Source organism: Labedella populi, from assembly GCF_004078655.1.
Classification (GTDB): Bacteria; Actinomycetota; Actinomycetes; order Actinomycetales; family Microbacteriaceae; genus Labedella; species Labedella populi.
The window spans coordinates 84,685-98,111 of record NZ_RZNC01000006.1 but is presented as its reverse complement, the minus strand read 5'-3'; the positions used below and the strand labels follow the sequence as shown (position 1 = coordinate 98,111).

Here is a 13,427-nt window from a genome sequence, read left to right as displayed (position 1 = left end):
CTGCACCATGATGAGACAAATACGTGATTCGACCCCTACTCGAGGAGCACCGAAAATGTACGCCGTCGTCAATCCAGCAACGGGCGAGACCGTCCGCGAGTACCCGACCATCACGGACGACGCGCTGCAGGACGCGATCGCATCGGCCGACAGCGCCTTCCGCACGTGGTCGCGTCGGGTGTCGGTCGCCGATCGGGCCGCGCTCATCGCACGCGTCGCCGCCCTCCACACCGAGCGTCGTGAGGAGCTCGCCGAGATCATCGTCCGCGAGATGGGCAAGCCGATCGAGCAGGCGCTCGGCGAGGTCGACTTCGCCGCAGCGATCTACCAGTACTACGCCGACAATGGCGAGGCGTTCCTGGCCGACGAGAAGATCGAACTCTCCGACGGAGGAGGCGACGCGTTCGTCCGCCGCGCCGGGCTCGGCGTGCTGCTCGGCATCATGCCGTGGAACTTCCCGTACTACCAGGTCGCGCGCTTCGCCGGACCGAACGTCGTGGTCGGCAACACGATCCTCCTGAAGCACGCGCCGCAGTGCCCCGAGTCGGCTGCCGCCATCGCCGACATCTTCGCCGTGGCCACCGAGGAGCTCGGCGCTCCCACCGGCGTCTACGTCAACGTCTACGCGACGAACGACCAGGCCGCGACGATCATCGCCGACCCGCGCGTGCAGGGCGTCTCGGTCACCGGGTCCGAGCGCGCGGGAAGCGCCGTCGCGGAGCTCGCCGGTCGACACCTCAAGAAGGTCGTGCTCGAGCTCGGCGGATCCGACCCGTTCATCCTGTTGTCGACGGACGACCTCGACTCCGCCGTGCAGGACGCCGTGAACGCCCGTATCGACAACAACGGTCAGTCGTGCAACGCCGCGAAGCGGTTCATCGTGCTCGACGAGCTCTTCGACGAGTTCCAGCAGAAGTTCGTCGACGCCTTCACGGCGTCGCAGCCCGCCGACCCGACCGCCGACGACACCGTGCTCGGTCCGCTCTCCTCGGCCGCGGCGACGGCCCGACTTCAGGAGCAGCTCGACCGCGCGATCGCCCAGGGCGCCACGGTGCTGGCGAAGGGCGAGACGACCGGCAACTTCTTCCCGCCGGCCGTGATCACCGACGTCACGCCCGAGATGGACGCGTTCCACGAGGAGTTCTTCGGACCCGTCGCGGCGCTCTACCGGGTCTCCTCCGAGGAGGAGGCCGTGGAGCTCGCGAACGACACCCCCTTCGGCCTCGGCTCGTACGTCTACACGACGGACCAGGAGCAGGCGCTGCGCGTGGCGGACCAGATCGACGCCGGCATGGTGTGGATCAACGTCGTCCTCGGCGATGCGGCCGAGCTGCCCTTCGGCGGCGTCAAGCGTTCCGGTTCGGGCCGCGAGATGGGCCGCTTCGCGCTCGAGGAGTTCGTCAACAAGAAGCTCATCCGCATCGCGGGCTGAGCGTCGGCACCTGAGCCCTGTCGAAGGGTCGCGACCTCGCCGCACGCGACCGACCGGACGCCCACGAGGACAGTCAGGCGGGTCCACCGATCGGTGGATGTCGCTGCGGGCGGCTGAGGGGAGCCGCAACGGCAACTCAGGACGACGGCAGCTCGTCCGCCAACCTGCGCCGGTTCGGGACACCGAGCTTCAAGCGGGCCTGATAGACGTGCGACTCGACCGTTCGGACGGAGAGGAACAGACGATCGGCGATCTCGCGGTTGCTGAGCCCCTCCGCCACGAGAACCGCAATTTGATGCTCGCGCTCCGACAGTCGCTCGGCGGGGGAGCCGCCTCCCCCTGCGCGGGCGCGGGGCCCTGGTCCGTACGTTGCGAGTTGCTTCCGCGCTTGCGACGATCGGAGAGCGTTGCCGGCACGTTCGTGCTCTCGGATCGCGTCCTGCTGGGCCTGCCGAGCGAAAAGGTAGGCGCCCATCTCCACGAACTCCGCCGCGACGGCCTCGAGCTTCCTCGGGTCACGTTCGTCGCGAGCAGTGACGTGGCGATCGAGGACGAGACCGAGGGGATGCTGAATCTCGCCGGCCGTCCTCCGCAGGGCATCGCGATCGGTGGCCGTGCCGCCGCCGAACACGATGACGAGGTACAGGTCCACGACGTGCAGAGACGGTGAACCTGCAGAGAGCTCGAGGAGTTCGCGTTGCAAGACGTGGGTGTCCACGGTTGTGCTCTGCGCAGCCGTCACGTATCGCGCTCGCGCATAGAGGTGACGCGTGATCGGAGTCCGCTCCACCGAGAGTCCCTCCGCTCGGCGCAAGGAGGCTTCCGCCGCCGACGTATCGCCGAGGAGTGCGAGGACGAGGGCGTGCTCTGCGTGCATCCCGCTCCGCCACCCCGTCGAGTCGGTCGTCGTGAAGCGGCTGACGGCGGTACGGTACTCGAGGTCGGCGGCCCGGAAGTCGCCGCGGAGGAGGTCCGCGACGGCGCCCGCGTAGCCGAGGAATGCGAGCGCCGGTCCGCCCTCGCGGATGGTCGTGCGGGCGACGAACGCGTCGACGTCGCCGAGGAGATCCCTCCCGCCCGTTCTGAGGTTGAAGCGCAGGAGCGCCTCGCCCGAGAGGGTCGTGACGTGGCCGATCTCGTCGATGGCGTCTCCCGTGAGGGGATCGGTGTTGATGCGTCTGGCGATGTCCAGGAGGCGATACGCGCTCGCCACGTCCCCGCGGTAGCCGTGCGCCGCCGCCGTCTCTACGGCCGCGCGCACGCGAGTCGAGAGCGAACACGTCGTGTCATCGACGATCTCCTCGCCGTGCCGCACGACCTCGTCCCAGCGCATGAACGACAAGGCGACCCGTGCTCCGGCTGCTCTGACCTCTCCGCGCAGGAGGGGTCCGGAACCCGGCCAGCTCGGCGCCGACGCACACAGGTCGGACAAGCGGTCGTGCCGACCGAGGCCCATGAGGAGAGCGCACCACCACGTGAACAGCCGGTAGCACTCGTCGTCGTCACGCAACAGCGGCACGGCCGATTCGAGGACGGTGAGCGCTTCGTCGTCGTGGCGTAGCGCTGAAAGCGCCCGTGAGAGCGCGAGGCGCGAGTCGGCCGATGGGCCGATCGCCTCGGCCATGCGCGCGAACATGAGCGCGTCACGGGCGTTGTCCCGGTCGATCGCACGCGCCGAGGCCGTCAGCACGATGCGTTCGACGACCAGGTCGTCGTGGCGCTCGACGGCCTGCGCGAGCCGCTGGTCGAAGGACCAGCGCATCGCGAGATCGGTCGCCTCCTCGCCGCTCAGGGTGGTCTCCGGCGACAGGACGTCGCCGAGAGCGTCGACGAGACGTTCGACCTCGTCGGCTTCACCCGCCATCTCGCTGAGCGACGAGAAGATGCTCGATGCGAGCAGCATGCCGGGGACACGTGGATCGAGCCGGAGGTGGCGCTTCACGAGGAGACGGTCGACAGCGCGAGCGTCGATGACGCGTGAGAGTCGCGCTCGAGCGACGCCGCCCAGTCGACTGACGAGCGCGAGGGTCACGCGCTCGCCCGTGCTCAGCTCCGCCAATTGGTACCGCAGGACGTCGCGGATGCGCGCCGTGATCGGGGCCTGACTGTGCCCCGGACCGAGGCGCTCACCGTCGGTCTGCTCCATCAGCCGTCGCACCATCTCCACGAGGACGAGGCGCGACCCGCCAGAAGCGTGATGCAGTTGCGCTCGGCGGATCCTGTCGATGACACCGCGACCCGCCACCTCTTCGATGAGCTCGTCCGATTCGCCGGCGGAGAGGGGACGCAGGTCGATTCGATCCACACGGTTGCTGATCCACCATTCGTCGAGCTCGGTGAGCGTCTCGGGATGAGCGCGCCGGGCCTCTGACGAGGAGCTGGGCGCCGCCGTCGCGAGCACGATGACGCGACCGGCGTGCATGGCCCGCGTGATCCACTGCGCTGATTCGACGTCGAGGAAGTGGGCGTCGTCGATCACGACGACTGGAGTGCCGACGCCGGATACGTCGGTGCCGGTCAGCAGGGCTGCCACGGCGGGGTTCGTGAGGAGCGCTCCCATGGGGGTCATGGCGAGAGAAGCGGCGGCGCGGACGAAGAGAGGTGTCTGCGTCGACGGAGACAGGGTCCGGAGGACGGTGTCGGCGAGATGGGTCTTCCCCGACCCGAGGGTTCCGGAGATTAGGATGCTCCGGCCGTCCTGAAGCGCTGCGACGATCGCGTCGACGCTGCGACCGGAACCGATGACGCCGGAGCTCAGGGGCGTCCTCGCGGACGCCCCACTTCTCTCAGCGTCATCCGTGATCACGTTCGCGGCCTCCCCAATCGTTCCCGCCGTTGGGGCCCCACGCGATCTCATGTTGAGACTCCCAGAGCGCTGTCGTCGAGACTCCGAGAGCGCTGTCGGCAGGTCGTTGCCGGCACCTCAAAACCTAGTGGACCAGTAGCCACCATACGCAGTGAATCGGTAGCGGGGGCTGCGGTTCTCAGTAGTCGCCGACGATGCCGTAGCGCGATCGGCGACACCCCCCCGGTCATCGCGGAACCCCCAGTGGGGGTTGCCGGAAAGCCGCCGGGCGGCGTCCCCCCTCGAACGAGTGACCCGGTCCGACCGCCTGAGGGGTGTCGGGGTCCGAACCCGCACGCGCGCACTACGGGAAGGTGCGCACCAGTAGTGATATCGGAGGCGGCGCTCCCTACCGTCGGCAAGGGAAGGCCGCGATTACCCGGATCCGGCGCCCCGACCTCAAAAGGACTGCCATGACCCCGACACGTTCCACGACAGCCTCCCGCCGCCACAAGATCTTCGCCGTTCTCGCTGGGGGCACGCTCGTCGGCGTCGCCGTCACAGCGACTCTCGCCGCATGGAACGACACCGAGTGGGTGTTCGGCGGCAACGGTTCCGGCGGGCCCGGCATCGGGACCTCGACCTTCGAGGTGGAGCAGAACACGGTCGTCCCCTTCGCCGCGGCCGGCTTCGTGAACGAGGAGTCCAACCCCGGTGGCGAGATGATCTTCGGTATCGACGGGCTCTCCCTCGCTCCCGGCGACCTCCTCTATGCACCCGTGGCGCTCCGCACGAGTGCGGATTCCGTCGCGGGTGACGTGCTGCTCCAGCCGGCGGTCGCCGCCGACGGGCCGGCGAGTGACGACCCGGCCGGGTTGCTCTTCGGTGCGCTCGAGGTCAGGGTCGCGACGGACGACGCCGCATTCACGTGCGACGCCTCGGCGTTCGCCGGGGTCACCGGCGGGCCGACGCTCATCGCGGACGGGCTTCTTGCTGCGACCGGCGGTTCGGCGACGCAATCACTGCTCGAGAGCTCGGGCTCGACGCAGTTCTACTGCTTCGAGGTGGAGCTCCCGGCGGCACCGACGCTGCCGACCGGCACGGCCCTCGACGATCTCCAGGGTCGCTCCGTCGCTCCCGCCTGGGAGTTCGCGTCCGAGTCGAACTGAGGTGACGATGCCGTCGCTGCTCGAGCAGACCCGGATCGACGCTGAGGTGACAGCTCCTGCCAGGACATCGACGACCGCTTCGGTCCTCGTCACGATCGCCGGCCTCGTCGGTATCGCCGTGCTTGCCTGTGTGGCGTCCGGGTGGGTGTTCGGATTGTCGGTCATCGTGTTCACGACGGGGTCGATGGCCCCCTCGATGCCGACCGGCACGGCGGCGATCGTGCAGCACGTGGATGCGTCGCGCGTGATGGTCGGAGACGTCGTGACGGTGCCCCGTCCCGGCGGAGCGCTCCCCGTCACCCACCGGGTCGAGTCGGTGGGGCTCGTGGCGGACGACGCCTCTGCTCGTTCGCTCGTACTGAAGGGCGATGCCAACGACACTGCCGACCGCGAGCCGTACGTCGTGCGCGCCGCCGAGCGGGTGCTCGTCGCGGTCCCGGGCGGTGCCGCTGCGCTCTCCGTCCTTCGCACACCGGCGGCGATCGGTATCACCGCCGGGCTCGTGGCGATGGTGTTCGTGTGGTCGTTCTGGCCGCCTGAGCGCCGACCGTTCGAATCCCACAAGTCCTCAGACCCGTCGAGCGGCTCACCGTCGATGACGGCGCCATGACGGCGGGCAACAGGAGGACGCCGCGGTATGCCGTGGTGAGGGCGGCCGCTTCCGCGGCGGTCGGCTCACTCGTCTGCGGGGTCGTCCTCCTCTCCGGCTCGGCTCATGCAGCGCTTCAGGTGGTTCCCGAGAACGGAGCGCCCGGTCGTCTCGTGCTGTCGTCCGACCCCTACCCCGCGCAGCTGGAGGCCCTGAGCCCCGGCGTCATCCGATATTGGGAGGTCACCGCGACGATCGAGGGGTCCTCCGACGCTTCGCTCGTTCTCGAGATTTGGAAGGACGGCGATCTCGTCGAGCACCCGGAGGGTCTCGTCGCGACTGTTGAACGGTGCGACGTCGCGTGGACAGGAGTGCCCGACAGCCCGCGCTGCCCCGCCGGCTGGGAGGTCGTGACTGACGCGCGGCCGAGCGACGACTACTCGACCGTGAGTCCCGTCTTCGACCTCCACGGGGTCGATCCCGTCGACGGCACGCATCTCCTCGTCGGCATCGGCCTCGAGTCGACCGATGCCCGCGACGAGTCGCTCATGGGATTGAGCGGCGACATCGGTCTCGGCCTCACGGCGGCGGCAGAGGATCCGAGCACACCCGGACAGCCGAGTACTCCTGGTCGTCCGATCGGCATTCCTCTCACCAACGATCTGACCCGCCCGACGGACACGCCGGCCGGCGGCCTCCCCGTTACCGGTGCGGATCCGATCGGGCTCCTCCTCGCCGCGCTCGGCGCGCTCGGGCTCGGCGTGACCGCGCTCGCGACTCGCGGGCGAGGAGCGACGGGCGATCGGACGGCGGGTTCAACGGTGGCCGCGCGACTCACGCTCCCGAGCGGGAGGGATGACGTATGAGAAGCATTCCTCGGCACGCCTCAGTGCCCGGACGGATCAGCCGACGAGCCGTGTGTGCCGTCGCCGCGCTCGTGGTCCTCGCGATCGTCCCCCCTGACGTCTCGGCGACCGTCGCCGGCTGGAACGATGCGGAGTGGGGGCACACGACGGTCGGGACGTCGAGTTTCGACTGCGGCGCGGATACGGGCTACACGACAGCCGCGAGCTCGACATTCCTCCGTGGGGAGTTGCTCGGCCAGGATCTGGACGACGTCGCGGAACTGGAGGAGCTCGTCCTCGTCCGCCCGGCGGTTGGACCCGCGATCGTGCAGCCGGCGTCGGCCGTCGACCTCGGGAGCGGCGACGCCGATCCCACCACGGACACGTTCGGGCGACCGCTCGCCGTCGACCTCCTCGACGGGATCGTCGGGCTCGACCTGACGGGCCTCGACGTGGGTCTCCCCGCCGGCTCTGCTGGAGCCGTCAACCAGGTGGCACGCGTGACGACCACGGGCAGCTCGGCCGCGGCATCAGGACTCGTCGACGACAGCGGGGCATTGCTCGTCTCGTCGGAGACGCCGACCGACCAGTTCCCGGAACCCGCACGGCTCTCCCTCGACGGCCTCGTGCCCGAACTGCAGGGCGTCGTCGACCCCACGATCGAAATCGGCGCCGTCGGATCGCAAGCGCACCTCGATTGGTGCGCTGCCGCCGAGAGCGCCGCGTGGGGCGACGGATCCGTGACGGGAGTCAGGCGGGAGTACGGCATCGCCGGTCTCGCGCTCGACGTCGACAGTCCGACCGTCGGAGCTCTGGCGGACGCAGCCACATCGACCGCCGCGAGCCTCGACGCCGCCGCGTCCTCGCTCGTCGGGAGTAGCGGCCTCGTGAGCCTCGCCATCCGCGACTCGATCCTCTCGGCGCTCGTCGACGAACTGTCGCTCGGCGCGCTGACGGGCTCGATAGCGATTACGGGACTCGACCTCACGCGGACCCTCGAGCCGTTCCTCGTCACTCCCCTCACCGACGGGGTCGTGACGATCGACCCCGTGGCCGGGTCGCTCCGTGTGGATCTCGCTGACCTCCTCGGTGATGACGCCCGTGGTGTGAACGATTTGCCGCCCAACTCCGAGCTCGTCATCGACGCGGATGTCGTCGATGATCTCGTGGCTCGAGCCGGCGGCCTCCTCGACACGTGGACGGCTGCGGTCGTGTCATCGCTCCGCTCGGCGCTCCTCGCCGCTCGGATCGTGGTGGACGTCTCCGCAGTCGTGAGTCTCGGCGCGACCCGCATCGTTCGCCTCGACGTCGATCTCGATGCAACGATCGGCGAGGTGCTCGCAGGCACGGCGAGCGTCGCCGTCGACACCGAAGTGCTCGGACTCGTGTCGGTTCTCGACGCAGTGCTCTCCGTGCTCGGAATATCCGTGAGCGGACTGGTCAGCACGTTGCTCGGGTTGGGTCCGACACTCCTCGCCGCCATCGCGTCGCAGCTCACGGCTTCGCTCATCGACCCGCTCGCCTCTGGGGGTTCGAGTCTCACGGCTCTCACGTCCCCCGTCGTCGGCGTGCTGGAGGGCCTCGTGTCAGCGCTGCCATCCGTGCTCTCGATCATGGTGAACGTGCAACCGGATCAGCCGGGATCTCCGCCCGGCCCACTCCTCGAGGTGCCGACGAAGGAGTCGAGCGGCGAATTCTCGGTGAGCGCTCTTCGCATCGGTTTCCTCGACGCGCTGGTTCCGAGCGGCGGCCCCTCGTACATCGAACTCGCGACCTCGGAGGTCGGGCCGAACACGGTGCCGCCTCGATCGTGACCTCGATACCGGCCGGCGCATCCTGCCCCCGTGACCGAAACGGCCACGCGGTCGCTTACCGGTGCGACCGGCTCGCTTCGTCGCGTTCCTGGACGTGTTCCTCCCGGCCGCGGCTAGGGCGCGCCCTTCGGGACCGGCCACACGTAGTCGAGGTCGGCGGGGGTGTCCGGGAAGAGCTCGCCGTAGAACTCGGGATCCTTCCGGAGCAGGTTCGAGCGGTGGCTCTCGTGGATGTCCTCGCGACCGAGCCACGGCGGTGGCGGGGTCTGACCGAGCTCGTAGGCCAGGAGCTCGTCGATGACGGGAACCCGGAGGTTCTGGCGGCTGAGGAGCGAGGGGATCGCGAGGACGGCGAGCGTCTTCTCGCGGCACGTGTCGGCGAAGCCGCGACGCTCCCACTCGGTGCACGTCGCATCCTGGTAGACCATGAGGCTCGGCCGGTGACCGCGCCACATCTTCGCCACCGGGTGATGCCGCCAGCCGTAGCCCTCGACGGTGAGCGCGCGCATCACCTGGAGGGTCTCGACGCGTTGCTTGCCAAGTCGCTTGGTGTCGAGCGCACGGGCGCTCCGCTCGAAGTCGGCGTACGGCAGGAACGTCTGCATCCCTCGACGCTAAGCGGGTGACGCGTGCTGCTGCACCCGGTGGCGCGCGCCCGAGTGGGTGTGTACGGATCCAATGGCAGGAGACGGCCGTCGTGGAGCGTGCGGGTCAGCCCTTCTCGTCGAGGTCCTCGTGCGGGTCGTCCTCGTGCGGGTCGTCCTCGACGGTGCGACGAGGATTGCGGCGCGTCCGGGCGATCCGAAGCAACTGCGTCGCGAACACGGCGGCGATCACGAGAGGGATCGCGATCGCCGCCGTGATGACGAGCGAGATGATGGTCGTCAGGATGTCCATGGTGCTCGTCACCGCTCCAGGAGGCCGAGGGGATCGGCGGTGCATTCGGCGAACGCGTCGTCGTCGCCGTGGTCCGACAATCCGACTCCGGCGACGTAGTCGCGCGCGGTGTACTCGGGGCCGACGAGTCCCGCCTCCTGGAGGCATTCGACCATGATCGTCGCCTCGTCGAGGTTCTCCGGGTTCCGGTCGATGGTGTCCTTGAGCGTGAGCACCTGGATGCCGCCCTCCCCCATGCAGGCATCGGCGTCGTCCTCGGCGGCCTCGTCCGAAGGGGTGTACTCGAGCGTTGAGTCCGCCGCGAAGGAGGCCTCGACGCCGAGGTCGCCGAGGCACTCGACGATCCGGTCGCGGAAGTAGGAGTACTCGAGTTCGTCGATCGCGCCGTCCGCGAGGGCCTCGCGCTCCGCCGTCGTCCCGATGCCGTACATCGTCATCAGCAGCTCGGCCCAGGGCCCCTCGAACGGCGTCGGAGGCACCATGAGGGTCTCGGTGTCGTCCGATCCGGCGCTCCCGCCGCCCGGCCGATCGCCGGTCGCGGAGGCGCAACCGGCGATCGAGCAGGTGACGACGAGCGCTCCCACGGCGATGGCCGCGCGGAGCGCCCGCCCGGATCGACCCGTGCGGCTCAGTACGTGTCCCAATAGGCCGTGTTGCCGCCGATGTAGGTCGCGCTCGTCGACGCCCGAGCCCACTTGCCGGGTCCCGCGCTCTTCTTCGCGCAGTGACGGATGATCGACCCGTCGCACGCCGTCGCCGAGTGGTACTTGGGCTTCTCCCTTCCTGTCGTGGTCGCCGAGCCGACCGGCCCGACGCACCACGAACGTAGCGAAGATACCCATACGGATACCGTACTCGATCGAGGTGTGGAGAACTCGATGGTCCGGGGCCACGGAGGGAAGCGACCCCGACGCCCCGGCGTTTGCGCACGCAACGGACGACGGTGCCGCGAATTTCACCCGCCGTCGTCCGTTGCGTGCGCAATTCGCGGGTGGATCCGCCCGAGTGCTTGGATGGACGCATGGACTCCGCCGCGCACGTCGCCGATCTGGCCCGCTTCGTCTCCGCCTCCCCGTCCTCGTATCACGCGGCTCGTGAGGTCGCCGATCGGGCGATCGCCGCCGGATTCACGCTGCTCGACGAGGCGTCGGACTGGGCCGATCTCGAGTCGGGCTCCCGGGTGGTGATCGTGCGGGACGGCGCCGCGATCGTCGTCGCGGTTCCCGTGGGCGCGACCGCGACGACCCCGTTCCGGATCGTCGGAGCCCACACCGACTCTCCGGCCTTCAAGCTCAAGCCGAAGCCCACGACGGCCGCGGCCGGTTGGTTGCAGGCCGGTGTCGAGATCTACGGCGGGCCGCTCCTCAACTCGTGGCTCGACCGTGAGCTCGAGCTGGCGGGGCGGCTCGTCACGCGAGACGGACGCGAGCACCTCGTGCGCACCGGACCGTACCTGCGGATCCCGCAGCTCGCGATCCACCTCGACCGCGACGTCAACTCAGGACTCACTCTCGACCGCCAACGCCACGTCCAGCCGGTCTTCGGAGTCGGCGACGTGACCGCCGGCGACCTCGTCGGCCTCCTCGCCGATCGCGCGGGAGTGGCATCGGAGGACGTGCTCGGCTATGACATGCTGACCGCCGACACCCAGGAGCCGCGCGCGTTCGGACTCGACGACGCGCTCTTCGCCTCGGGCCGTCTCGACAACCTCAGCTCCGTGCACGCGGGGCTCACAGCGCTGCTCGCCGCGGCGGGCGACGACACCGACGGATCCGATGGCGAGGCCGTGCTCGTCCTCGCCGCGTTCGATCACGAGGAACTCGGTTCGGAGTCGCGTTCGGGGGCGAGCGGTCCGTTCCTCGCCGACGTGTTGTCACGCGTCGGGGCGGCCCTCGGTGCCGGGCCCAGCGAGGTCGCGCGTGCCTTCGCGTCGTCGTGGGTCGTGTCCGCCGACGCCGGTCACGCCGTCCACCCCAACTACCCGGAGAAGCACGACGCCGTGAACCGGCCGCAGGCCGGGCGCGGGCCCCTGCTCAAGATCAACGCGAATCAGCGCTATTCGACGGATGCGCACGGTGCCGCGCTCTGGGCGCGTGCGAGCGCGGCGGCCGGCGTGCCCTTCCAGGAATTCGTCTCCAACAACACGGTGCCGTGCGGCTCGACGATCGGACCCCTCACCGCGACCCGGCTCGGCATCCGTACCGTCGATGTGGGGGTGCCGCTCCTCTCGATGCACTCAGCGCGCGAACTCGTGCACGTCGACGATGTGACGGCGCTCGCGGCGACCGCGACCGCGTTCTTCCGAGGGGTCTGATCGGAAGCGGGCGGGAGCGCCGGCCGCTCCCGCCCGCCGTTCGGCCGTACGGCGTCGTGTGCGCCGCCTGTCAGCCGCGCACGGCCAATTCGTAGACTCGGGCGATCTTCGCCTCCGTCGTCGATGCCGACGGGTTCGTCACCACGAGACGGATCTGGTCCACTCCGCTCACGCCGACCGCCACGTCACGCGCGGCCTGCGTGTTGCCCGTGACCGCGGCCGCCTGCTGCCAGCCGGCCGAGGTGTGGACCTCGATCGTGAAGTCCACGAGCACCACACCCGAGCCCCCGTTATAGCCGCTGTAGACGCCGACGGAAGAGACGTCCTGCGCCGCCGCGAGAGACACGGTCGCCGTCGGTGTCGTGTCACCGACGGCCGAGATCCAGCGCCCGGCGTTCGTGCAGTCACCGTCCGTCAGGTTGTCTCCCGAGTACGTCTGGTACACGGAGGACACCTGCACGCTCGCGCCCACTGCCTCATGCACCGTGCACGGCGATACATTGGGCTCGCCGGCCAGCCAGTCCTTCACGAACTGCCCCTGGAACTCACCACCCATGAGATTCCAGTCATAGTCGAACATCTGAGGCTTCCAGAAGTTGTCGAGGATCCACGCCTGCCAGCCGATCCACGGGTGCGCGTCGATGTACTCGCGGAACGGGACTCCCCAATTGGAGGTTGTCCCGTTCGTGATCGGATCGGAGAACTCGCCGGGAGGATTCCATCCGAACTCGGTGATCACGACGGGGATCGACGCCGCCGCGTTGCCGAATTTCGAGTCGAGCAGCGCCTCGGTCGGCGAACCCTGGTTGGGGTAGAGATGATAGACGTACGCGAGGTTGTCGTCCTCCACCGGGTTCGTGAGAGCGCCGTTCAGCATCGTGCTCCACTGCGGCGAACCCATGAGGAGCAGCGTGTCGGGAGCCGTCGTGCGGATGGAATCGACGACGGGCTGGATGTAGTCCTTCCAGGTGTTCCAGTTCGCCGGGTTGATCGGCTCGTTGAAGACCTCGAAGATCACGTTCGACGTGCCGCCGTAGATCGGGGCGATGTAATCCCAAAACCGCTTCACCATCGACTGTGGAACCGCGCCGGCCGCGTCTCCGTAGTCGCGCACGAGGTGCAGGTCGATGATGAGGTAGATGCCGAGGTCCACGGCCTGGTCCACGTACGGCGCGATGTACTGGGCGTCGTAGGCGGCGAGGTCGGTCGTCGAGCTGATCTCGGTGACGGGCAGGCGTACGACGTCGGAGTTCCAGCCGGCCGCGGTGTCGGCGGCCAGATCGATGAGCTCCGACGTCGGCTTGGAGTTGCAGTACTCGCACAGGTCGTTCTGTTCCGGGGCGAGCACCGAGACTCCTTGGAGCGTGACGCCGTTGCCGTTCTCGTCGCGAATCCAGTTGCCGTCCACCCGGAGGGCCGGAGCGCTTCCTGCGGGGGCGGCCGTCGCGGTCGCAGGGACACCGGCGAGGGCGAGTGCCGCCGCGACGAGGCCGGTCAGCGCGAGCGCCGTCCGACGGGATCGGTGTGGTCTGAACATGGTTCTCCCTCTCCTTCCGTCCGCCGCCTCGTTGCGACGGACGAG

Annotated in this window: 12 protein-coding genes; 6 read left to right on the top strand and 6 right to left on the bottom strand. The window is 69.1% G+C overall.

Annotated features, from left to right (window positions below; translation table 11 throughout):
* Nucleotides 1-55: 55 nt before the first annotated feature.
* A complete protein-coding gene (locus ELQ92_RS14410) occupies nt 56-1,432 on the top strand; it encodes an NAD-dependent succinate-semialdehyde dehydrogenase (protein WP_128500026.1) in 1,377 nt (458 codons plus the stop codon).
* 136 nt (nt 1,433-1,568) lie between these two features.
* Here ELQ92_RS14410 and ELQ92_RS14405 read toward each other — a convergent pair whose 3' ends face one another.
* The gene (locus ELQ92_RS14405) at nt 1,569-4,238 is read right to left on the bottom strand and encodes a helix-turn-helix transcriptional regulator (protein WP_128500025.1); all 2,670 of its coding nucleotides are present in this window, start codon (nt 4,236-4,238) and stop codon (nt 1,569-1,571) included.
* Between the two features lie 452 nt (nt 4,239-4,690).
* On the opposite strand from ELQ92_RS14405, the gene ELQ92_RS14400 reads away from it, so the two are divergent.
* The 4 genes from ELQ92_RS14400 to ELQ92_RS14385 are packed head-to-tail and all read left to right on the top strand — an operon-like array spanning nt 4,691 to nt 8,634.
* Nucleotides 4,691-5,386 (top strand): SipW-dependent-type signal peptide-containing protein, encoded by a 696-nt coding sequence (locus ELQ92_RS14400; protein WP_128500024.1) that lies wholly within the window; start codon nt 4,691-4,693, stop codon nt 5,384-5,386.
* A 7-nt stretch (nt 5,387-5,393) separates the two neighbouring features.
* Nucleotides 5,394-5,996, top strand: coding sequence for a signal peptidase I (locus tag ELQ92_RS14395; RefSeq protein WP_243695062.1), 603 nt, complete (start codon nt 5,394-5,396; stop codon nt 5,994-5,996).
* On the top strand, nt 5,993-6,841 hold the full coding sequence (locus ELQ92_RS14390; RefSeq protein ID WP_128500022.1) for a hypothetical protein: 849 nt from the start codon (nt 5,993-5,995) through the stop codon (nt 6,839-6,841). Before ELQ92_RS14395 ends, ELQ92_RS14390 begins: the two co-directional genes overlap by 4 nt.
* Entirely contained in the window at nt 6,838-8,634 is a 1,797-nt protein-coding gene (locus ELQ92_RS14385; RefSeq protein WP_128500021.1) for a choice-of-anchor G family protein, read from the top strand. The genes ELQ92_RS14390 and ELQ92_RS14385 overlap by 4 nt, the downstream gene beginning before the upstream one ends.
* A 113-nt stretch (nt 8,635-8,747) precedes the next feature.
* Here the strand turns inward: ELQ92_RS14385 and ELQ92_RS14380 are convergent, their stop codons facing one another.
* The 4 genes from ELQ92_RS14380 to ELQ92_RS16820 form a co-directional block, all read right to left on the bottom strand.
* A complete protein-coding gene (locus tag ELQ92_RS14380; protein ID WP_128500020.1) occupies nt 8,748-9,239 on the bottom strand; it encodes an MSMEG_6728 family protein in 492 nt (163 codons plus the stop codon).
* Nucleotides 9,240-9,345: 106 nt separating this feature from the next.
* Nucleotides 9,346-9,531, bottom strand: coding sequence for a hypothetical protein (locus ELQ92_RS14375; RefSeq protein ID WP_128500019.1), 186 nt, complete (start codon nt 9,529-9,531; stop codon nt 9,346-9,348).
* A gap of 8 nt (nt 9,532-9,539) precedes the next feature.
* Complete coding sequence (locus ELQ92_RS14370; RefSeq protein WP_128500018.1) at nt 9,540-10,175, bottom strand: hypothetical protein; 636 nt, start codon at nt 10,173-10,175, stop codon at nt 9,540-9,542.
* Nucleotides 10,160-10,465 carry a lactococcin 972 family bacteriocin gene (locus tag ELQ92_RS16820; protein WP_128500017.1) on the bottom strand — a complete coding sequence of 102 codons (306 nt, stop codon included), beginning with the start codon at nt 10,463-10,465 and terminating at the stop codon, nt 10,160-10,162. Before ELQ92_RS16820 ends, ELQ92_RS14370 begins: the two co-directional genes overlap by 16 nt.
* 87 nt (nt 10,466-10,552) lie before the next feature.
* On the opposite strand from ELQ92_RS16820, the gene ELQ92_RS14360 reads away from it, so the two are divergent.
* Complete coding sequence (locus ELQ92_RS14360) at nt 10,553-11,845, top strand: M18 family aminopeptidase (protein ID WP_128500016.1); 1,293 nt, start codon at nt 10,553-10,555, stop codon at nt 11,843-11,845.
* Between the two features lie 70 nt (nt 11,846-11,915).
* Here the strand turns inward: ELQ92_RS14360 and ELQ92_RS14355 are convergent, their stop codons facing one another.
* Nucleotides 11,916-13,382 carry a glycoside hydrolase family 5 protein gene (locus ELQ92_RS14355; protein WP_128500015.1) on the bottom strand — a complete coding sequence of 489 codons (1,467 nt, stop codon included), beginning with the start codon at nt 13,380-13,382 and terminating at the stop codon, nt 11,916-11,918.
* Nucleotides 13,383-13,427 lie beyond the last annotated feature (45 nt).

What these genes read in the sequence shown, in the direction of transcription:
- ELQ92_RS14410 (WP_128500026.1), top strand. Translation starts at nt 56, where the DNA reads ATGTACGCCGTCGTCAATCCAGCAACGGGCGAGACCGTCCGCGAGTAC.
- ELQ92_RS14400 (WP_128500024.1), top strand. Translation starts at nt 4,691, where the DNA reads ATGACCCCGACACGTTCCACGACAGCCTCCCGCCGCCACAAGATCTTC.
- ELQ92_RS14395 (WP_243695062.1), top strand. Translation starts at nt 5,394, where the DNA reads ATGCCGTCGCTGCTCGAGCAGACCCGGATCGACGCTGAGGTGACAGCT.
- ELQ92_RS14390 (WP_128500022.1), top strand. Translation starts at nt 5,993, where the DNA reads ATGACGGCGGGCAACAGGAGGACGCCGCGGTATGCCGTGGTGAGGGCG.
- ELQ92_RS14385 (WP_128500021.1), top strand. Translation starts at nt 6,838, where the DNA reads ATGAGAAGCATTCCTCGGCACGCCTCAGTGCCCGGACGGATCAGCCGA.
- ELQ92_RS14380 (WP_128500020.1), bottom strand. Translation starts at nt 9,239, where the DNA reads ATGCAGACGTTCCTGCCGTACGCCGACTTCGAGCGGAGCGCCCGTGCG.
- ELQ92_RS14375 (WP_128500019.1), bottom strand. Translation starts at nt 9,531, where the DNA reads ATGGACATCCTGACGACCATCATCTCGCTCGTCATCACGGCGGCGATC.
- ELQ92_RS14360 (WP_128500016.1), top strand. Translation starts at nt 10,553, where the DNA reads ATGGACTCCGCCGCGCACGTCGCCGATCTGGCCCGCTTCGTCTCCGCC.
- ELQ92_RS14355 (WP_128500015.1), bottom strand. Translation starts at nt 13,382, where the DNA reads ATGTTCAGACCACACCGATCCCGTCGGACGGCGCTCGCGCTGACCGGC.